General features: G+C 53.2%; 19 protein-coding genes. 15 read left to right on the top strand and 4 right to left on the bottom strand.

Features of this window, described 5'->3' with window-relative positions:
• Positions 1 to 34 precede the first annotated feature (34 nt).
• From OQ371_RS19235 to OQ371_RS19250, 4 genes are read right to left on the bottom strand one after another with little or no spacing between them, the layout of a single operon-like run.
• Entirely contained in the window at positions 35 to 718 is a 684-nt protein-coding gene (locus OQ371_RS19235; protein WP_265989909.1) for an NUDIX hydrolase, read from the bottom strand.
• A gap of 23 nt (positions 719 to 741) precedes the next feature.
• A complete protein-coding gene (locus OQ371_RS19240; RefSeq protein WP_265989910.1) occupies positions 742 to 1,713 on the bottom strand; it encodes a TIGR03885 family FMN-dependent LLM class oxidoreductase in 972 nt (323 codons plus the stop codon).
• Positions 1,714 to 1,750: 37 nt separating this feature from the next.
• Complete coding sequence (gene treZ, locus OQ371_RS19245; RefSeq protein ID WP_265989911.1) at positions 1,751 to 3,646, bottom strand: malto-oligosyltrehalose trehalohydrolase; 1,896 nt, start codon at positions 3,644 to 3,646, stop codon at positions 1,751 to 1,753.
• Positions 3,647 to 3,698: 52 nt separating this feature from the next.
• Entirely contained in the window at positions 3,699 to 4,418 is a 720-nt protein-coding gene (locus OQ371_RS19250; protein ID WP_265989912.1) for a hypothetical protein, read from the bottom strand.
• 549 nt (positions 4,419 to 4,967) lie between these two features.
• Between OQ371_RS19250 and OQ371_RS19255 the strand changes: the two genes are divergently transcribed.
• The 15 genes from OQ371_RS19255 to OQ371_RS19325 all read left to right on the top strand — a co-directional run bounded on the left by OQ371_RS19255 (position 4,968) and on the right by OQ371_RS19325 (position 21,077).
• Positions 4,968 to 5,594, top strand: coding sequence for a TetR/AcrR family transcriptional regulator (locus tag OQ371_RS19255; protein WP_265989914.1), 627 nt, complete (start codon positions 4,968 to 4,970; stop codon positions 5,592 to 5,594).
• 246 nt (positions 5,595 to 5,840) lie between these two features.
• Positions 5,841 to 7,046, top strand: coding sequence for a serine palmitoyltransferase (spt, locus tag OQ371_RS19260; protein WP_265989916.1), 1,206 nt, complete (start codon positions 5,841 to 5,843; stop codon positions 7,044 to 7,046).
• The gene (locus tag OQ371_RS19265; protein WP_265989918.1) at positions 7,043 to 8,164 is read left to right on the top strand and encodes a GNAT family N-acetyltransferase; all 1,122 of its coding nucleotides are present in this window, start codon (positions 7,043 to 7,045) and stop codon (positions 8,162 to 8,164) included. Before spt ends, OQ371_RS19265 begins: the two co-directional genes overlap by 4 nt.
• Positions 8,161 to 9,156 (top strand): NAD-dependent epimerase/dehydratase family protein, encoded by a 996-nt coding sequence (locus OQ371_RS19270; protein ID WP_265989920.1) that lies wholly within the window; start codon positions 8,161 to 8,163, stop codon positions 9,154 to 9,156. Before OQ371_RS19265 ends, OQ371_RS19270 begins: the two co-directional genes overlap by 4 nt.
• Positions 9,157 to 9,217: 61 nt before the next feature.
• A complete protein-coding gene (locus OQ371_RS19275) occupies positions 9,218 to 11,767 on the top strand; it encodes a DUF5686 and carboxypeptidase-like regulatory domain-containing protein (RefSeq protein ID WP_265989921.1) in 2,550 nt (849 codons plus the stop codon).
• A gap of 44 nt (positions 11,768 to 11,811) precedes the next feature.
• Positions 11,812 to 12,519 (top strand): NTP transferase domain-containing protein, encoded by a 708-nt coding sequence (locus OQ371_RS19280; protein ID WP_265989922.1) that lies wholly within the window; start codon positions 11,812 to 11,814, stop codon positions 12,517 to 12,519.
• A gap of 26 nt (positions 12,520 to 12,545) precedes the next feature.
• On the top strand, positions 12,546 to 13,409 hold the full coding sequence (locus tag OQ371_RS19285) for an ATP-grasp domain-containing protein (RefSeq protein WP_265989923.1): 864 nt from the start codon (positions 12,546 to 12,548) through the stop codon (positions 13,407 to 13,409).
• Positions 13,406 to 14,380: a CDP-alcohol phosphatidyltransferase family protein gene (locus tag OQ371_RS19290; RefSeq protein WP_265989924.1), complete on the top strand. Its 975-nt coding sequence runs from the start codon at positions 13,406 to 13,408 to the stop codon at positions 14,378 to 14,380. Before OQ371_RS19285 ends, OQ371_RS19290 begins: the two co-directional genes overlap by 4 nt.
• The gene (locus OQ371_RS19295) at positions 14,361 to 15,386 is read left to right on the top strand and encodes a lysylphosphatidylglycerol synthase transmembrane domain-containing protein (RefSeq protein ID WP_265989925.1); all 1,026 of its coding nucleotides are present in this window, start codon (positions 14,361 to 14,363) and stop codon (positions 15,384 to 15,386) included. The genes OQ371_RS19290 and OQ371_RS19295 overlap by 20 nt, the downstream gene beginning before the upstream one ends.
• Positions 15,387 to 15,399: 13 nt before the next feature.
• Entirely contained in the window at positions 15,400 to 16,146 is a 747-nt protein-coding gene (locus OQ371_RS19300) for an HAD family hydrolase (RefSeq protein ID WP_265989927.1), read from the top strand.
• Between the two features lie 34 nt (positions 16,147 to 16,180).
• Positions 16,181 to 17,098 (top strand): PfkB family carbohydrate kinase, encoded by a 918-nt coding sequence (locus OQ371_RS19305; protein WP_265989928.1) that lies wholly within the window; start codon positions 16,181 to 16,183, stop codon positions 17,096 to 17,098.
• 181 nt (positions 17,099 to 17,279) lie between these two features.
• A complete protein-coding gene (locus tag OQ371_RS19310) occupies positions 17,280 to 17,711 on the top strand; it encodes a DUF4833 domain-containing protein (protein ID WP_265989929.1) in 432 nt (143 codons plus the stop codon).
• Between the two features lies 1 nt (position 17,712).
• On the top strand, positions 17,713 to 18,330 hold the full coding sequence (locus OQ371_RS19315) for a sterol desaturase family protein (protein WP_265989931.1): 618 nt from the start codon (positions 17,713 to 17,715) through the stop codon (positions 18,328 to 18,330).
• Between the two features lie 408 nt (positions 18,331 to 18,738).
• Positions 18,739 to 19,776, top strand: a complete 1,038-nt coding sequence (locus tag OQ371_RS19320; RefSeq protein ID WP_265989932.1) for a LacI family DNA-binding transcriptional regulator — start codon at positions 18,739 to 18,741, stop codon at positions 19,774 to 19,776.
• Between the two features lie 59 nt (positions 19,777 to 19,835).
• Entirely contained in the window at positions 19,836 to 21,077 is a 1,242-nt protein-coding gene (locus OQ371_RS19325) for a mandelate racemase/muconate lactonizing enzyme family protein (protein WP_265989933.1), read from the top strand.
• Positions 21,078 to 21,123 lie beyond the last annotated feature (46 nt).

A 21,123-nucleotide genomic window follows, 5' to 3' on the forward strand; every position in this document is an offset into this window, starting at 1 on the left:
GGGGGAGCGTAAGCAAACGGTCCACCGTAAACGCTTAAAAAGGCAGCGTTTTCAGGGTGTCATAATCCCCCACGGCCCGCAGGTACAGCAGGTGCCCCAGCACACCGTGCAGGTTACTGACCAGGCCGTGGGCTTCGGCCAGGGGCGCAACGTGCAGCCGGGTCTGTTCCTGCTCCGACGCCTTGCCGGTCGATTGGCCGTGCAGCTCCCGAATGGCCCGGCTGTTCATCCGCCGTTCGCAGTAAAAGAAATAGAGCGCTTCGTCGCTGGTGGAGGTGGCCGAATACCACGGTTTGGGCCCGAGCGATTGAAGTTCTTCGGACGCAAATTCCAGACCGGTTTCCTCCTGCAATTCACGCAGAGCCACTTCCGGCGGAGTTTCCCCTTCGTCAATCATGCCGGCCGGATGTTCGTAGGTTTCCGAGCCATCGCAAACGCGCCGTTGCCGGACCATCAGCACAAACTTGTCTTCCGTTTCCTCGTCGATCAAAACCACCAGGACGGAAATGGCATCCCCCTTGATCATACACAAGGGAGAAAGTTTGGCACCATCGGGCGCCGTGGCATCCAGTTTCACCAGGCTATGCAGCACCTGTCCTTCGTTGCCGTGACGCGTGTAAACGTCCTGCACCTGGTTTAGCCGGATCTGATTGTGCTCCAGCTTTTGCTGCCAGGCTTTGAATTTAAACGAATCCTGAAAAGGTTCCTGTTTTTCCATGGGTCGGATTGTTGGTGGGAAGGTTAGTTGAAACTTTTAAGCAGATCCGGGAGAACTTTCGCGCCAAAATCCTCAATAAAGGGCTGCTGATTGCGGTTTACGTTGTGGAGCATGAGCCTTTCAAAGCCCATTTCGGCATCCTGCCGGATCCAGTCCAGGTGCTCGGCCGGATCCGCCGAAATCCGGACCATTTTATCGACTTCACTCAAATTGACATACTGGCCAGCCGCATCAAACTGTTCCGGCAAACGGAGTTCCGTCAGCATGTTGTTGGGGAAAATATTGGCCCGCCACTGCTCATACGCCCCTTGCCGCGCTTCATCAAGGGTGTTGGCGTACGACAACTGCACTTTGAGGTACATCGGTTTGCCCTCTCCACCGCCTTTGCGGAAGGCATCTACGACCCGCTGGAGTTCTTCCTTGGGCTGTGAGATGGTCAGCAAACCGTCGGCCCAGCCGCCGACCCATTCGGCCGTCTTGCTGGTAACGGCTGCGCCGATCAGCAACGGTTTGACCGTCGGTCGCGTGTAGAGTTTGGCGTCTTCCACCGTCACCAGTCCTTTGTGGGAAACGGTTTCGCCGTTCCACAGCGCCCGGATCACGTCCACGCACTCTTTCAGCCGGGCGTTGCGTTCGGTTTTGGAAGGCCATCGTTCGCCCGTGATGTGTTCGTTGAGGGCCTGTCCGGTTCCGACGGCAATCCAGAACCGTTCCGGAAACATTTCGGCCAGGGTAGCTGCGGCCTGGGCGATGATGGTCGGATGATACCGTTGGCCGGGGGCGTTGACTACTCCGAACGGTAAGGTTGTGGCCTGTAAAGCGGCACCCAGCCACGACCAGGCAAAGCCGCTTTCGCCCTGTTCGGAACTCCAGGGGTGAAAATGATCCGAGCAGGAACCCGCCGTAAATCCGGCCTGCTGAGCCAGTTGGACGTAGGAAAGCAGTGTACTGGGCGCAAATTGTTCGTGGGAGGCATGATAGCCGATCTTCAGCATAACGGTATGGATTCCTGACGTGGATCAGGCTTTTATTTTAAAATGTTGTTTGTTCTTGTTGTGACGAATTAGGCTGCCAATTGTTTGCCTGACCCAAAGACGTTGCGTAAATAACCAGGGATTCGGGTTGCAGGGTAATCGCAAAATCGCCCGATGCAGCTTCCGGAGCCGCCCCCGGCCCTTTCCAGAGCGGATCGGCGGAATCCAGCAGCTTAATCCAGGGTTCTGCCGACGCGGGGGTTGGAACGGATTGCGGCTGTTTGGAAAAATTCATCAGGCAGACCACTTGCTGATCCGGATGGCAGCGACGCAGTACCAGCGTTTGCTGATCTTCCCGAACGGTTACCTCCAGGTGCTGGCGGGACAACTGGCGCAGCGCCGGTTGCTGTTTGCGCAGCGCGATCAGCGTCTGGTAATACCGAAACATGGTCTGGTGGGGGTCCTGATGGAGCCGTTCCCACTGAAGTTTGGATTGCTGGAAGGTTTCTACGGCAAACGGATCGGGTACCTCCCCGTGGCCGTGAAAATCGGCAAACTCCGACTTGCGCCCCTGGCGCACGGCTTCCACCAGGTCTTTTTCCGTATGGCTGATGAAGTAAAGAAAGGGGTTGGATTCACTCCATTCCTCGCCCATAAACAACAGCGGCAGGTACGGACTGACCAGCACGGCGCCGGCCATCAGCTTCTGCATTTCGAAACTCACCAGCTGGCTCGTCCGCTCGCCCAGCATCCGGTTTCCTACCTGATCGTGATTCTGGGAAAAGACGATGAACTGCGAACCGGGGTTATTGCCCGCTGAAAGACCGAAAGCCCGTTTACGGTGGTTAGAGAACTGTCCATCATATACGTAAGCATCCTGGTAGGATTTGGCCAGGTGCTGAATGCCGTTAAAATCGCTGTAGTAACCCCGCGGTTCTTCCCCCGCCGTCACCCGCAGGGCGTGGTGAAACTCATCGACCCACTGGGCCTGCATCCCGTACCCACCCAAAGCCGGTGGATTGATGTAGCGCGGGTCGTTCAGGTCGGACTCAACCAGCAGGTGGTACGGCCGTCCGGTAGCGGTTTCCAGCTGATCGACATACTGCCTGATTTGCTGCAGGATGTGCACCGCACTGAAATCCTTGATGGCATGAACGGCGTCCAGCCGCAGCGCATCGATGTGGAAATCGCGAAACCACATCAGCACGTTCTCGATGAAGTACTGCCGGACCCCATCGCACCAGGCATCATCGAAATTCAGGGCGTTGCCCCAGGGCGTACAGTGTTTGGCCGTAAAGTAAGGCCCAAACCGGCTGAAGTAATTGCCTTCCGGCCCCATGTGGTTATAGACCACATCCAGCACCACCGCCAGCCCCTTCCGGTGGCAGGCATCGACCAGCCGCTGTAGGCCCCGCGGTCCGCCGTAGCTGTGCTGAACGGCATAGGGATAGACGCCGTCGTACCCCCAGTTGCGGTCACCGGGGAATTGGGCCACGGGCATGATTTCGATGGCCGTAACGCCCAGCTCCTTCAGATAATCGAGCTTTCCTTCCAGGGCGGCAAAAGTACCCTCCGGGGTAAACGTTCCCACGTGTAGCTCGTAAATCAGGTATTCCTCCAGTGGAACGTTGGTCCAGTTCTGATCTTTCCAGGTAAACTCCCGGAGGCACACGGCTTCCGAAGGCCCGTGAACGTCCTTGGGCTGGCCCACCGAAGCCGGGTCGGGGAAGGATTCCTCCTGATTCAGCAAAATCTTGTACAGGTCGCCGGGTTTGATCTGGTCGGTGGTGAGGGCCCAATACCCGTATTCCTGCGGTTCGAGCGGCAAGGTACGCGACGGGTTTTCCAGCATGACGGCCACTGAATCAGCCTTCGGTGCCCAAACCAGAACCCGGGCCATACCGTTCTGAAAGGTAATCCCAAGCGCACGTCTATGAATGTCTACTGTTTGCATAAAATTAACTAATAAAAGAGGCCGACCGGATTTTCGCCGGTCAATCACGGGTTTATTGAGGAGTGTAGGTTAGCTGTAAAACAAATCCTTGCGAGCCGTCCTGGTTGGACCGTTGCCAGCCGACGGCCAGCGGAAGGTGTTCGCCCAGGAAGACTTCAACGCCGACCGATAGCTGCCCCAGTTGGTGAGACCCCGACAGCCAGTCGGCCAGCAGGTGTACTTTATGGTACCAGAGTCCCGCGTCCACCCCGGCCTGAATACCCGAGTGGGGGCCATCGCCCAGGAAACGGGCATTGCCGTTGTAACCGCCCAGCGCCAGTTTGTAATGCTCCTGCACCAGCGAAGCGGCCAGATTGGCGTAAGCATAGTAAACAGCCTGGGAGCGCCCCGAGGAAAGATTCAAACCACCCTGCCCGCCGATCCCAATTTTAAAAATTTCGGAGAGCTGAAATGCCTTCTGAGCGTTGACCAGCAGGAGCGGAGCGTAAGGCATTGACGTGGTGGTGTCGTTCCGAAAAAACCGGGTGTTTTGCCGGGTGAAATCCAGGTTATACAGGTTCAGACCAACTTCCCAATCCTTGCTTAATCCGTACGAAACAGTCGTGGTTGAACGGATCATGTCCTGGATTTCGAGTTGTTCCTGCGCCAGGACCTTGCCTTCTTTGGTGATGTCGGACGATGGAACATTAAAAATAGTTTGTTGTGCCTGGGTTGTCGTGGCAAGGCCCAGGATCAGTGAACCAATCAAAGACAGTCGTACTTTCTTTCCCATTGAATCTGGATTTGGTGGTGCCGTGGCCCGTGTAGGGGCCAATCTGTGGCATGCGTTTCAACTGCTTAGTAGGAGCAGCGTTTGGTTAGTAAACCAACGTGGCGGGGTAAGGTTAGGAAAATGGCCTCTTGCGGTGAGGATTCGGTCTGATAATAATCAAAAAATGGGTTGCCGGTTCACTCGCCAGCCCGGCAGGTAACAAAGTCGGTAAGTACTTAACAATTCGGGAATAGAATTGAGGAAGTTTTTGTTCACTCCCCAAAGCTACGGGGTTCGCTGAGTAGTTATAGCCATCCGATAGAGTATTATACATCTGGCCTGCCAACCTGACAAATAGTACATTTCTTAGTGAAGCTGTCTAACGATAGCCGCTGCTCAGTCATTGAAGCCGTTTGTATAACTTGTATTTTTTTAGTGAATACCGTCCTATAAGCCCTGAAATCTAAAATTAATTTAGAATTTGTGGTGTTATTTCCACGGTTTAACTGCTTAGTTAAAATAGTTAGTTAATCGTTTGGAAATTCTATTTTTAGGTGACACATTTGCGTCATGACAAATAGAGTGAACGAAATAGGGACGGAGGAAAAAATCAAGCAAGCTGCGAAGGTCGTTTTTCTTGAGAAGGGCTTCGACGGTGCCACCATGAAGGACATCGCCACCGCTGCTGGCATGAACAGCGCCCTCACGCACTATTATTTCCGGAGTAAGGAAAAGCTGTTCTGGCTGGTTTTCGAAAGTCTGCTGAAACAGTGGATTGAAGGCATCCGAATTACCCTGGACAATCCGACGAGTACCTTGAAAGAAAAATTAGTTGAACTGATTGAGCGTCAGTTTAATTTCCACGCCCAGAATCCCGATATTATTTTGTTTCTGATGAACGAAGCGCAGCGGGACCCTGAAGGTCTGTTGCAGAAAATGTGTGTTTCGCCCGCCCTGCACGATTCCTGTTTTTTTCGCCAGGTGGAAGAAGCCATTCAACAGAAACAAATCCGACCCGTCAATCCGATGTTCCTGCTGTCGACGGTATTTTCGTCTATTAAGCAGTCGTTCGCCGGAAAAACGCTGTACATGCACGTGTTTAACCTGGACGAGGAAGGGTTTTTCGCTTTTACCCGGGAAAACAAGAATGTTTTTACAGATATGATTCTGACTTATCTGTTTAAACCGGATTGTTGACTGATCTTAAAAATTGGGTGCTTGACGGCGCGGATTCGCCGGTTCAGCTAAAATGGCAGGAAGAAACGGTGGACTTGCCTCTACCTTTCGTCCGTCGGATAAAGAATTTACATGCCGGTTTTGCAGGAATTAACCAATCTTAACCAATTGGGTATCTGAAAGAAAAGCCGTTGTATAAATTTATGAACATTAAGGACCCTTGCTATGTAAAGAAAAGAATGCCCCATTTCTGACACCAATGAATTCATGAGAAAAAAATTGCACACGAAGGTCGCTGCTTATACGGATGTCGCGGTGGCGAAAGCAAAAGGGATTTATCCATATTTCCGGCCCATTGAATCAGGACAGGATACCGAAGTAGTCATCGATGGAAAACGGGTTCTGATGTTTGGCTCCAACTCGTATCTGGGATTAACAAACCATCCGGCGGTGGTCGAAGCGGCCAAAAAAGCCACCGAAAAGTACGGTACGGGCTGCGCCGGATCCCGGTTTCTGAATGGAACGCTCGACATTCACGAAGAACTGGAACGCCGGCTGGCCGCCTTTACCGGCAAAGAAGCCGCGGCACTTTTCAGCACGGGCTATCAGGCCAATCTCGGCGCGCTTTCCTGCCTGACGGGCCGGCACGATTACCTGATTCTGGATGAAAGCAACCACGCATCGATCATCGACGGCAGTCGGTTGTCCTTCTCCAAAGTAATCAAGTATGCCCACAACGACATGGACGACCTCTGGAAGAAGCTGAGCCAGTTGCCCGAAGAAGGTATCAAGCTGATCGTGGCCGACGGAATCTTCAGCATGGAAGGCGACATTGTCAAACTGCCGCTGCTGAACCAGATTGCCGCCGAATTTGATGCGTCCGTGATGGTGGACGATGCGCACAGCCTGGGCGTGATCGGACAGCAGGGTGCCGGAACGGCTTCCCATTTCGGCCTGACCGACACGACCGACATCATCATGGGAACGTTCAGCAAATCGCTGGCTTCCCTGGGGGGGTTCATCGCCAGCGACGCCGAGACGATCAATTACCTTCGTCACCGCGCCCGTTCGCTGATCTTCAGCGCGAGCATGACCCCGGCTGCGGTCGCCAGCACCCTGGCGGCTCTGGAAATCATGCAGAACGAACCCGAGCACATCGAGCGGCTGTGGGCCAACACCCGGTATGCCAAAGAGCTGCTGGTGGAAAACAATTTCGATTTGGGGCCGAGCGAGAGTCCGATTCTGCCGGTATACATCCGGAACAACGAGCATACCTTCCTAATTACCAAAATGCTGCAGGATCAGGGCGTGTTTGTCAATCCGGTGGTTTCACCCGCCGTACCTCCGCAGGATTCGCTGATCCGGTTCTCCATCATGGCAACGCACACGTTCGCCCAGATTGAAGAAGCGGTTGATAAACTGACCCGGGCGTACCGGACGGTTAAACACATGCCGATTCAGGAAAGCGTATGAAGCGGGTTGTACCGGTCAGTTCGAAGAAGGAGCTAACGCTATTTATCGATTTTCCCCATAGTGTATATCGGGATGATAAAAACTATGTACCGGAAATTTTTATTGGGCAACGGGATCTGTTGACCCCGGGTAAGCACCCATTTTTCGAACACTCCACGCTGCAATTGTTTCTGGCGTATGAGGGCGATACCATCACCGGACGGATTGCGGCCATTCATAACCGGAACCACAATGCGTTCACGGGGGGAAACGACGGCTTTTTTGGTTTTTTTGATTGCATTGATGATCAACAAACCGCCGATTTATTACTGAATACTGCGTCGGATTGGCTGAAACAACAGGGACTTTCCCGGATGATTGGGCCGACCAATCCGACTACTAATGATGTCTGTGGCGTCCTGATCGACGGCTTTGACCGTCCGCCGTTGGCCATGATGCCCTATAACGCACCTTACTATGACAAACTTCTGCTAACCCACGGCCTTCGGAAAAAAACGGATTTGCTGGCCTACGAATTGAACGTGGCGACGGCCAACGAACGCTCGTTGAGACTGTTGGACACTTTACAGAACCGGCTGAAACGGAGCGGAATCACCATTCGGAAGGTCGATTTAAAGAATTTTAGCGCCGAAGTGCCCAAAATCCGGGAGGTCTACAACCGGGCCTGGGATAAAAACCTGGGATTTGTGCCGATGACCGACAGCGAATTCGATTATTTGGCGAAAGACCTCAAAATGATTCTGGATCCGAATTTCTGTCTGGTTGCCGAAAAAGACGATAAAGTCGTCGCCTTTATCCTCGGCATTCCGGACATCAACCAGATTTTGATTAAAAACAAGCGGGGTCGTTTGTTTCCGCTGGGGCTTTTCCGGCTGCTGACGCAACGGAAAAATATTACCCGCATCCGGGTGTTGACGCTGGGCGTGCTGGAAGGCTACCGCAAAATGGGCATCGAAGCCTGTCTGTATGCGTCGGTCATCAAGAACACCTACGGCACCAAGGTTACGGGCGGAGAATGTTCGTGGATGCTGGAAGACAACTATCTGATGAATCACGCCATCGAGCAGATCAACGGGGTGTTGTACAAACGGTATCGGTTATACGAGAACGAGTTATGAAAGAAAGGGTTTTGATTACGGGGGCTAGCGGGTTTATCGGGCATCATCTCATTCAGGCGGCTCAGGCAGCCGGTTTGGAGGTTCATGCCGCCGTCCGGCCCTCCAGTGATCTGGCCCACTTGAAGGAACTGAATCTGACCGTTGTTTATCCGGATTTCAGTTCAAAAGAAGCGTTGCAGCGTACGCTGGAAGAGGGAGCGTATCCCTACATCATCCATGCCGCGGGCGCTACCCGGGCTAAGGACCAGCAGACCTACAACCGGATCAATGCCGAGTATACGTTGCGGCTGGCCCAGGCGGCAAAAGCGGCAGCCAGACCTGTAAAACGGTTTGTGTTCATGAGCAGCCTGGCGGCCCTGGGTCCGATACCGTACGACGCACCGGGGCCCATTACCGAAACTACGCCACCTCAGCCGCTCACCAGTTACGGAAAAAGTAAGCTCCTGGCCGAGCAGTACTTATCCAGCGTTCAGGGATTGCCGATCACCGTTATCCGGCCCACGGCAGTCTACGGACCCCGCGAACGGGATCTGTTTATTTTGTTCAAAACCCTGCTCCAGCGACTCGATCTCTACATTGGGCGACGTCCGCAGCGGTTGAGTTTTGTGTATGCCAGGGATCTGGCGGAGGTAACTGTAGCGGCTTTGCTGCAAAACCACGATCAGAACCGAATTTATACTATATCGGACGGCGAAGCCTACAGCCGCTATGCGCTGGCCGACCTGTTTCAACAGGTGAGCGGTATCCGGGCTTTGCGGCTCCATCTGCCCGTTGGCCTGATGAAAGGGGTCGCGGGGGCGCTGGAGGCCGGGTACTCGTTTTCAAGTTCAACCCCGGTATTGAATCCGGAGAAATTACGGGAGCTAATGGCCCCCAACTGGTTCTGTAGCATCGAAGCCGCCCGCCGGGATCTGAACTACCAACCCCAATACGGGTTGCAGCAGGGACTCGACGAAACGCTGCGGTGGTACCGAGCCAACCAATGGCTTTAAAATGCAATGAATACACACCTGGAAGTGACTGGCCAAGGCCACTGCCGAAATCAGTACTAAAATGTTACGATCGATTCTAAAAAATGGAGCGTTTATTCTTGGTATCTTATTATTGATCAGTAGAATAGCCTCTGCCCAATCCACCCTGATCAAGGGTGTGATTACCGACGCCAAAACCGGCGAAACACTGCCCTTCGTCAGTGTCGTCGTGCCGGGAACCACCATCGGAACCGCGACCGATACCGAGGGACAATATAGCCTCAGCGTGCCTGCTGGTCAGAACCGCATCAAGTTCTCCTACGTGGGCTACCTGAGTCAGGAAAAAACCATCAAGCCGGGGCAAACCCAGGTCATCAACATCAAGCTGGTCGTCGATGCGACGCTGTTGAAGGAAGTGACCGTCAAGGCCAAAAGCCACTACCGCAACCGCGACAACCCGGCCGTGCAGCTCATCCGGCAAGTCATCGACCACAAGGAGCAGAACCAGATGGGCCACAATGCCTACGTCGAGTACCAGCAGTACGAGAAAATATCACTGGCCCTGAGTAACTTATCCGATCGATTTAAAAACCGACGCATCTTCCGCAATTACCAGTTTCTGTTTACCCAGGCTGATTCGACCGACGGCAAAAACCGGCTTCCGGCATTTCTGGAAGAGAAGGTATCGCAGGTTTACTACCGCAAAAGTCCCGAGGTAAAGAAGCAGCAGGTGAAAGCCCAGCGCCGGGCCGAGTTCGACCCCCGGTTTGTTGACAATAAAGGACTTAGCAAGTATTTTAACCGGCTTTACGAGAACATCAACATCTACGACAACAACATCTCGATTGCCACCAATCAGCTTTTGAGCCCCATTGCCAACAACGCTCCGACGTTTTACAAATTCTTTATCCGCGACACGGTGAAAACCCAGCAGCCCTGGCTGATTGAGCTGGGCTTCGTGCCCCGCAACAAAACCGATCTGCTGTTTGAGGGCCAGTTGTTTGTTACCCTGGATGGCAACTACGCGGTGCAGAACGCTTTTCTGACGGTTAACAAAGACATCAACCTGAATTATTTACAGGACCTGGAAGCCCGGCTGGAGTTTGAGAAAAGTCCCGACGGACGCTATCACCCCACCCAGACGACGCTGGCCATGGAGTTCTCCCTGGGACCCAACACGCCGGGCGTTTTTGGGCAGCGGGTGGTGCACTTTTCCGACTACCAAATCAATCAGAGCAGGCCGGATAGCGTATATGATGGTCCGTTAGAAGAAGTGGCCTACAATCCGGCCCTCAAGCCCAACGAAGCGGAGTGGAGCCAGCTACGGCCTATCCCCTTGGATAAAGCGGAAACCAAGATTTATCGCAACGTCGACACGCTGCAAACCATCCCGGCGTTCCGGCGAACAATGAGCTATGCCACCCTGTTGATTGCCGGTTTTAAGAACGTGGGACCCTTTGAAATCGGGCCGGTCAATACCTTTTACAGCTTCAACCCGGTCGAAGGATTTCGGCTGCGTTTCGGGGGGCGCACCACGACGGCACTCAGCAAACGCATGTTCGCCGAGACCTACGCGGCCTACGGCTTTAAAGATCAGAAGTGGAAGTATTTTCTGAGCGGCACTTACTCGATCAACAACCAGTCGGTTTACGCCTTTCCGCTGCACTACGTCCGGGCCAGCTTCCAGCGGGACACCAAAATTCCGGGGCAGGATCTGCAATTTGTGCAGGAAGACAATTTCCTGCTGTCGTTCAAGCGCGGGGAAAACAACCGCTGGCTCTACAACGATACCTACCGGGTGGAGTACATTCGGGAGTTTGAAAACCATTTTTCCTACAAACTCGGCTTTAACCAGCTAACGCAGCGGCCGGCCGGTATTCTGGAGTATACCAAATCGGTGCCGGAAGGGAACCTGAACACGAGCGAGGTGCTGCACAACACCGAACTGAATCTGGAGTTGCGGTATGCGCCGGGCGAGCAATTCTACCAGGGCAAGATTTACCGGGTGCCGATTGTGAACAAATACCCGATTTTTACGCTGCGCTACGGGGCGGGCCTGAAAGTGCTGGGGGGCCAATACCAGTACCACAACCTGTCGGCCAACGTAGAGAAACGGTTCTACCTGTCGCAGTTCGGATACCTGGATGCCACGGCCGAAGGTGGTTACATTTTGGGCAAAAACATCCCGTTTCCGCTCCTGACCATTCACCGGGCCAACCAGACTTACGCGTATCAGCTCAACTCGTACAACCTGATGAACTTCCTGGAGTTTGTCAGCGACCACTACGCCAGCGTGAACCTGCAATATTACCTGAACGGGTTTCTGTTCAACAAAGTACCGCTTTTGAAACACTTAAAGCTGCGGGAGGTTGTCAGCTTTAAGGCGCTGACGGGGGGACTGCGCGCGGAGAACGATCCGGCAAAAGTGTCCGATGTGTACCGCTTTCCGATCGATGAGCAGGGGCGCTCGATCAGCTACACGCTGAACAAAACGCCGTACATCGAAGGCAGCGTGGGCATTGCCAACATTTTCAAGCTGCTGCGGGTGGATCTGGTCAAGCGGTTTACGTACCTGAATCACCCCGGCGTCTCGGAGTGGGGCATCCGGGGGCGGTTCAAGTTTGATTTTTAACGGTCTGCCCGTGTCGGGCCGTAGACACCAACGAGAGAGAAACTATGAATTACGCGATAATTGCCGCCGGGGAGGGGTCGCGTTTAGCCCAGGAGGGCTTTACGCTACCCAAACCGATGGTCAGCCTGCACGGCGAGCGATTGATTGACCGGCTGATTGGCATTTTTAGCCAAAACCATCCGGACTCCATTCGGGTCATTATCAACGAACAGTCGGCCCCGCTGGAAGCCCATCTGTCGGTTCTCCGGGAGAAGGTTCCCGTCGAAATCGTCCGAAAATCCACCCCGAGTTCCCTCCACAGTTTTTACGAACTGTTGAAAACCGCTCCGGACGTGGAGGCATTGTGTCTGGCCACCACCGACACGGTATTCAAAGAAGAAGAATTCCGGGCCTTCATCGACGAATTTGAACGCCAGCCGCAGCTCGACGGGCTGATGGCCGTTACCACATTTGTCGATGATGAAAGCCCGCTGTTTATTTCCGCCGGACCCGACCGGATCATCACGGCATTTACCGACCAGAAGACGGACCAAACCGCTTTTGTGTCCGGCGGTATTTACTGCCTGCGCCGAAAGGCCCTGGATGCGGTGGCCGAGGTGATTGCCAGCGGCACCAGCCGGATGCGGAACTACCAGCGGTACTTGCTCGAAAGCCGCTTAACGATCAAAGCTTTTCCGTTTTCCAAGATTGTGGACGTCGATCACGTGCAGGACATCCGGACGGCGGAGCTTTTCTTAAGCGGAGTTAATTGATTCATCACCGAATTTTATCTGACACCTTGAAATTACTTGGAGTACACAGAAACCAGAAGTTTTCACCGAATCACATTGGAAATGATGATGCCATTTTTTCATTGACCGCTCAGGCCCTCGAAAAACAGGGCAACCAGATTCGCATTTGCAGTGAAGACGAATTTTTAAAGCTGGAAACGGTTTCGGAACCGTACATTTTCACGATGGCCCGGCAAAAGGCGGTGGTGCAGAAATTGCAGGCCGTTGAATCGGACGGAACCGTGGTGGTCAATTCGGGTTTTGGCATCGAAAACTGTTTCCGGATCAACATGCACAGGGCCCTGGAAGAGAACGGCATACCGGTACCGCGTAGCCTGGTTATCCCCACCTCCTCGGCAGACGGCGACCCGCTGGAGCGGTGGACTGAGCAGGGGTTCTGGATCAAGCGGGGTGATTTTCACGCCATCCACCGCGAAGACGTGACGTTTGTTCGGAGCCGTCAGGAAGGGCGCGAAATGCTGCGGGAATACGCCCGGCGCGACATTGCGGAAGTCCTGATTTCGGAGCACCTGGCCGGGGATCTGGTTAAGTTTTACGGCGTTCGCGGAACCGATTTTTTCTTCTGGTTTTACCCCTACGAACATAATCACCACAAGTATGTTGAATACGAAGCTATAAACGGCAAATCGCACCACCACGCATTCGACGAAACGGAACTGCAACGGGTAGCGACGGCTTCGGCAAAGGCGGTGGGCGTCGACATTTACGGCGGTGACGCCATCGTGACCAAAGACGGTTCTTTTTACATCATCGACCTGAACGACTGGCCCAGTTTTGCCCCCTGCCGCCAGGAAGCCGCCGACGCGATTGCCGCCCTATTGTATCAGAAATTTACCCAACCCGTGTTATGAGTACGTTGAGCAAGAATCCCGCGGGACCGGACACCGTGGAGCCCGCGAACACCGCGTTCCAGAACTCCCTGAAGTCGTCCGATACCGAGGAACAAATTGATATCTGGTTTTACCGCCCCATTGGCTACCAGATTGCCCGGTTTTGCGCCTGGGTGGACATCACGCCAAACGCGGTAACCATCGTCAGCATCTTTTTCGGGGTGGCCGCTGGTATCTTATTCTATTACCAGTCGCTAACCATCAACGTCATCGGGATGCTGTCGCTGGTGTTTGCCAATATGCTTGACAGTACCGACGGGCAGCTCGCCCGGATGACCAACAACAAAAGTCGGCTGGGCCGGATTCTGGACGGGGTTGCCGGTGATTTCTGGTTTATTTCCATCCACGTGGCCATCTGTCTGCGGAGCATGAACGAAGGCTGGTCGGCGCTGATCTGGGTGCCGGGGGTGCTGGCCGGACTATCGCACATCGTGCAGTCGGCGATGGCGGATTATTACCGGAACGTTCACCTGTTTTTTATCAAAGGCACCTCGGGCAGCGAACTCGACAACAGCCGCGATTTGCAGAAGGAATACGACCAGCTTTCGTGGAGCAGAAATTTCGGAATGAAGCTGGTGGCCCGCAACTACCTTAATTATACCAAATTACAGGAACGGTTTTCGCCCAACTTGCAGAAGCTGCTGGCCGTCATCCGGCAGAAATTCCCGAACGGGTTGCCGCCGAAGCTAGTGGCCGATTTCCGGGCGCAGAACAAGCCGCTGATGAAATACACCAACATCGTCCAGTTCAACACGCGGGTGTTGTTTTTGTTTCTCTGGCTGTTCATCGACCAGGCCTGGATTTATTTTCTCTTCGATATTTTCGTGCTGAACCCCATTCTGATTTATATGTGCGTGAAGCAGGAGGGCGTCAGCCGCCATTTTTACCAGCAGATTCAAACGTCTCCCGAGAATGAGTACAAAACTCTATAAGGCCTTATTTTTTGCCATCGGGGTCGTGACGCTGGTTTACATGATGTACGTCATGGGATTTGCGGCCATCTGGCAGAGCATCACCCAAACCGGCGTCTGGTTTTTGCCGGTAGTGGGCAGCTGGCTCGTCATTTACGTGCTGAACGCGCTGGCGTTCTACGCCGTTATTCAGGAGCCGCAGGTGCCCGAAACGCACAGGCCGTTCGGCCAGGTGCTGCGCATTACCATTGCCGGTTACGCCATCAATTACATCACGCCGTTTGTCGCGCTGGGCGGGGAGCCGTACCGGATTATGGAGTTGAAACCCGCGCTGGGCGTTCGGAAAGCCAGTTCGTCGGTAATTCTGTACAGCCTGATGCACATGTTTTCGCACATCATTTTCTGGCTGGTTTCCATTGTGCTGATCGTGGCGTTTCTGCCGCTGACCGACCTGATGCTCTGGGGCTGCGGAATCTTGCTAGTGGTCGGTCTGGCGCTAGGTTACTGGTTTATCCGGGTTTATAAAAAAGGATTTACGGTTAGTACAGTTCGGTTACTGGAAAAACTGCCGCTGGTCGGCAGGAAGGCGCGGGCGTTGAGCCAGGAGAAAGCCGAAACGCTGCTGGAAATCGACCACCAGATTCGGATTCTGTACGCCGACCGCAAACCGCGCTTTTACGCGTCGCTGCTGCTCGAATTTGTGGGCCGGGTGGTGGGCTGTCTGGAGATTTATTTCGTTGCCCGGGCGCTGAACCTGAACATGTCGGTGGTCGAATCGCTGATTGTCAGTTCCGGATCGTCGCTGTTTGCCAACCTGATTTTCTTTTTCCCCATGCAGCTCGGTACGCGCGAAGGCGGTCTGGCGCTGGCCCTGCGGTGGATCGGCTTTCCGGCAGCCAGTGGCGTTTTCATCGGCGTGGTCATGCGCATCCGGGAGTTTGTCTGGATCCTGATTGGGCTGGCCTTGCTGCGGGTGGCGCGTTCCAAACCCGTACCCCAGCCCGCCGAGCTGATTACCAACGAATAACCCACTGAGAATCATGATAAAAGGATTGTTGTTTGATTACGGCGGCACCATCGACACCAACGGCCTGCATTGGGGCGGGGTGCTGTGGGCGCGGTATCAGAAATACGGTGTACCGGTCGATCAGGCCACGTTCAACAAAGCCTACGCATTTGGCGAACGGGCGCTGGCCATCCATCCGATCGTTAAACCGAATCATACGTTTTACGAGGTGCTGGCGCTGAAAACCGAACAGCAATTCAAGTTTCTGGCCGAAGCCGGTTTTGAACTCGATCAAAGCGCCATTCAAGCCATTGCGGGTGACTGCAACGAATTTGCCCGGCAAACCGTCGCGGAAGCGACCCCTATTTTACGGACCCTGGCCGAACAGTATCCGCTGGTGATGGTTTCTAATTTTTACGGGAATCTGAACACGGTTCTGGAAGAATTTGGCATTCGTTCGTGTTTCAAAACCGTCATTGAGTCCGCCGTCGTGGGCGTTCGCAAACCCGATCCGGCCATTTACCAGCTGGGACTGGATTACCTGCAACTCCCCGCCCAGAACACGGTGGTGATTGGTGATTCCTATACGAAAGACATTCGGCCGGCCAGTCAACTGGGTTGCCGCACCCTCTGGCTCAACGTAGCCGGTTGGGAAGATACCCCACAGTCGGGCGAAACCGCTTCGGAAGCGGACGCCGAGATGACCGATTTTGCCCAACTGCCCGAGCAACTGTCCCGGTTAACGGCAAAGGCGGCTCAGATAATTTCTGATTACCAGTAAGTTATTGCATTGTGCGACACTAACCTTAAAGATCATGTACGATATCTGCACGATTGGACACATTACCCTCGATAAAGTGGTTACCGGCCAATCGGTCAACTACATGCCGGGCGGAACCTCCTTCTATTTTTCCAAAGCGCTTCGGCAATTTGAGGTGAATTACAAGCTGGTAACGGCCCTGGCCGAAAAAGAACGCCATATTGTTGATACCATTCGCCAGGACGGCATTGACGTTAGTGCCTTACCCAGCGAACACACGGTGTTTTTTGAAAACATCTACAGCCTCGATCAGGATTACCGCGAACAGAATGTTCACCACCAGGCGGCTTCGTTTGAGGTGGAGGGTATGCCCGCCATCGACGCCCAAATTTACCACCTGGGGCCGCTGCTCTCGGACGACATTTCGGTGAAACTGCTGAAGGCGTTGGCGCAGAAAGGATTGGTTTCGCTGGATATTCAGGGGTACCTGCGGTACGTGAGCAACAAAAAAGTCTTGTACCGCGACTGGATCGACAAACACGAAGCCCTGCCGCACGTATCGATCCTGAAGGCCAACGAGCACGAAATGGAAGTGATTACCGGCAAGGAAGACCCCCACGAAGGGGCGAAATACCTGGCCGATCTGGGCGTCCGGGAGGTGATCATCACGCTGGGCAGCAAAGGATCGATTGTTTATACAGAGGGTCAGTTTCACACCATTCCGGCGTTTGAACCGTCGGCGGTGGTGGATGCAACGGGCTGCGGAGATACCTACATGGCGGGGTATCTGTTCAAAAAGGTGAAAGGAGCTACGGTGCAGGAATCCGGCGAGTTTGGGGCCGCGATGGCGACGCTCAAGATTGAATCGTCCGGGCCATTTTCCGGAACGGCCGGGACCGTGGAGGACGTGTTGAAAAACCGCCGGACTGGCAAACTCAAAAACAAAAAGACGTCAACGGTGTCTACCTTCTAATCGAAGAACACACTAGAATCAACAAACGATGAAAAGCGCGGGTATTCTCTTTCTGGCACTGACTTTCTGGCTGACAATGTTTCATAGCTCTGCGGTTAGGGCTCAGAAAGACGATCCCCGTCCCCGTACACCGTTGATGAGCCCGGATGCGTTTCCCGTTCCGAAGAAAACAGCTGGTTTCATGTTTTATATTCAGCGGGATCCGAACACCAACACCATTTGCTACGAAGTGAATCTGGATAAAGAAGGGAAACCTGAAAAAAATAACCCGATTCACGGGTACTGGATTCGGTATCCCGAAGGAGGTCAGCGGAAAGATCTGAACTTTATTCAGCGAAAATTTGCCTACGGTATTAATTCCAAGTCAATTGGAAACGATGCGTACGAATTACGGTCGGTCGCGTACAACAAGATACCCTTGTATCTACGGAAAGATCCCGATAATCAATATCATGTTTACGTTGATATTGATAAAAAAGAATGCATTTTAAATCGTATTTTTATTCGCATTGACGGTGGAACCTTCTGGCACCCCAACGTACTTTATATTGAGTTGAAGGGTGTCAATCCGGCTACGGGTAAAACCGTCATCCAACGGATTAAACCTTCCTGACATGGCTAAAAATTATGTCTCCAATTCCCAGGAATCGACCCGAATGTTTAATAATGATCTCCTGGAAATGTTTTCTAAAGTTTATTTCTGGGTCCCGCTACTCATTTACATTCCCCTGATTCTCTTTTTAACGTACCAGGGCTTATGGGTTGCCGGGCTTCCCATCTGGCTGTTTATGGGGCTCTTTGCGGCTGGTCTTTTTGTCTGGACCCTGACCGAATACGTGCTGCACCGGTATATTTTTCACTATGAACCCCAGAACGAAATCGGCAAGCGGCTGCATTTTATTTTTCACGGTGTACACCACGATTACCCAAACGATGCCAAACGGTTGGTGATGCCACCATCGGCCAGTATTCCGCTGGCGGCCCTGTTTTATTTCCTGTTCGAATGGCTGCTCCCCGCTACGTATAACTACGGTTTTTTTACGGGCTTTATCAGTGGTTATCTGGTGTATGACATGACGCATTACGCCATCCACCACTACAACTTCAAAAGTTCGTTTATGAAGAACATAAAAAAGCACCACATGCTGCATCATTACTCCGACCCGGAACACGGGTATGGCGTTAGTTCGGACCTCTGGGACCGTGTTTTTCAATCCGGTTTTAAAAAATAAACCGCTTTCCGTTTTACAGGCATCCGGTGATGGAATACACTTATTTAGGCGATCGAATGACCGATCCCCAATTGAAAGGGAAAGGCTGCAACGCCGTCCGGCGTGCCGATGGGAAATGCATTCGGGGCAAAACCGGGAGTATGCTGGTCCGGTTTGAGAATGGCACTCAACACGTTGTGATTGGGCGCCTGTTGAGGAAAACCAGTAACCCGGTTAAATAATCTGTTTCCTTTCCTGCTAGACCGGTTAAGCCCACGCTTTCAGGCGTGGGCTTAATCATTTTTAGTCCAGTCCGGAGGGGCAAGTGAGCTTTACAATTGAAATAATAAAAATAAATAAAAAAAATATACCATTTTGTTTTTTGTTTAATCGATTAAACATACATTTGGCGCAGCCGCTTTGCCCGCTATGAATAAAAAGAAAGTTTCCCTGAAGGATATTGCCGAGAAAGCGCAGGTTTCCACTGCGCTGGTGTCGTACGTCCTGAACGGGAAAGAAAAGGAAAGCCGTGTCGGGCAGGAGATTGCGGCTAAAATCAAAGAGATTGCGCGTGAGCTGAACTACGAGCCGAATTACCTGGCAAAAAGTTTGCGCAGCGGCAAAACTCAAACGATCGGGTTGATTATTGCCGATATCTCCAATCCGTTTTTTGCCAACATTGCCCGGATTGTAGAAGACGAAGCTAAAAAATACGGCTATACCGTCATTATTGGCAGTTCGGACGAGCAGGCTGAAAAATCCTGGGACCTGATCAACGTGTTTCTGAACCGGCAGGTGGACGGTTTTGTCATTGTCTCCTCCGAAAACACGGAAGAGCAGATTCAGTACCTGATGGATAAAAATGTGGCTTTCGTGTTGCTGGACCGGCATTTTCCCGACCTGCCAACCGATTTTGTTTCACTCGACAGTTACAAGGCCGCTTTTGATGCCGGGATGCACCTGATGGAACAGGGGTATCAGCGAGTGGGGTTGATCGCGTACAAATCCGGGCTTTTCCACATGAAGGAACGCATCCGGGGGTACCGGGAGTCGCTGGAAGCGGGCCGGGTTGCTTTTCGGCCGGAGTGGCTGCGGGAAGTGGGTTTCAACACCATCGAGGAGGAAATCAAAGCGGGCATTGACGACATGCTGGCTTCCGACCGGCGCGTTGATGCTCTGATTTTTGCAACGTACCGGCTGGCCATTGCCGGATTGAAATACATCAATTCACTGGGATTAAAGGTTCCGGATGACCTGGCCATTGTCAGTTTCGGGCAGGCGGAAGCCTTTGACCTTTACTATTGCCCGATTACGTACGTGCTGCAACCCATGGAGGAATTGGGAAAAACCGCAGTAGAAATTCTCGTCCGCAAACTGAAAAATCCGGATTTGGAGCCGCAGCAGATTTTGATGCAGGCTCAGGTGATGGCGCGCAATTCGTCCCGACTCAAAGTTCCGGTAGTCTGATAGTCTTTCAATTTATACTATTGCTTAATCGTTTAACCGTATTCCTTTACCCTTACTGTATGGTACGAAGAAACTTCCTGAAATCAGCCGTGCTGGGTTCCGGTGCATTGTTAACCGGTTTTCCGCTGTTGAGCGAAGCCGCCGTTCCCAAACTAAAAATCACCAAAATTCGGTACTACGCGGCTCCCGGTTACAACAAGCCCTTGTTTAACCAGGCGCGTGGCATTGTCGAAATCGAAACCGACGGCGGTATCATCGGCATTGGCGAAGGCGGTTCCAAGGACATGATTGAACAATGCGCCCAGATGATGATTGGCGAGAATCCGTTCCGCATCGAACACATCTGGCAGAACCTCTACCGCGGCATGTTCTACCCGCCGGGCCGGGAAAAACTGCACGCGCAGGGAGCACTCGATATGGCGCTCTGGGACATCAAAGGCAAGGCGCTGGGCGTGCCGGTGTATGAACTGCTGGGGGGCGCTACCCGCGAATACGTGGAGTGCTACGCCACCGGCTTCCGGGCGTCGAAGGCCAAAACCGAAGAGGAACGCGCCCAGGATTGCATCAAGGCCGGTTTGCGGTCGTACCGCATTGGACCCACCGGCGGCAACGGGGCCGAACCGTTTGATTTTTACGAGAACGCCAAAAAAACCATCGAATTCTGCAAGCGCATTGATGCCGCCGTCGGGGGAGGTGGCAAATGGGCCATTGACTTGCACACCCGTTTTGACACTACCGAAGGCGTGAAGATCTGCAAGGCGCTCGAATCGCTGGAACCGTATTTTGTGGAAGACATCGTGCGGTCCGAAAACCCGGATGTTTACAAGACCGTCCGGCAGATGACCACCGTGCCCATTGCGGTGGGAGAGCAGTTTGGCGACCGCTGGGACAGCAACAATTTCATTGAACAGCACCTGATCGACTACACCCGGTTTACGCTTCCCAACACCGGCGGTATTTCCGAATTCAAAAAACTGGCGGCTCTGTGTGAGACGCATTACGTGGGCATGATTCCGCACTTCACGGGACCACTGGCGACGGCCACGCTGGTGCACGTCCTCGGATCGAGCAGTCCGACCCGCGCGCTGATGGAACTGGGCGGGGGCGAACCCGAACGGCCACCGTACTTCAACGACGACTTTGTCCGGTTCAACAACGGCAAGCTCTACCTCAATCCCGAACCTGGTCTCGGGGTTAAATTTGACCCGAAGAAAGCGACATTTGTGCTGGAAGTCACCTCCAACACAAAATTCCCGCACCCGATCCTGAAAGCGCCCGATGGCTCTATCCACAACTGGTAGCCTAATAAATAATGAATTAAGAATTATGAGTTAAAAAACGCGTCAG

The sequence above is a fragment of the Larkinella insperata genome, assembly GCF_026248825.1.
GTDB classification, from domain to species: domain Bacteria; phylum Bacteroidota; class Bacteroidia; order Cytophagales; family Spirosomataceae; genus Larkinella; species Larkinella insperata.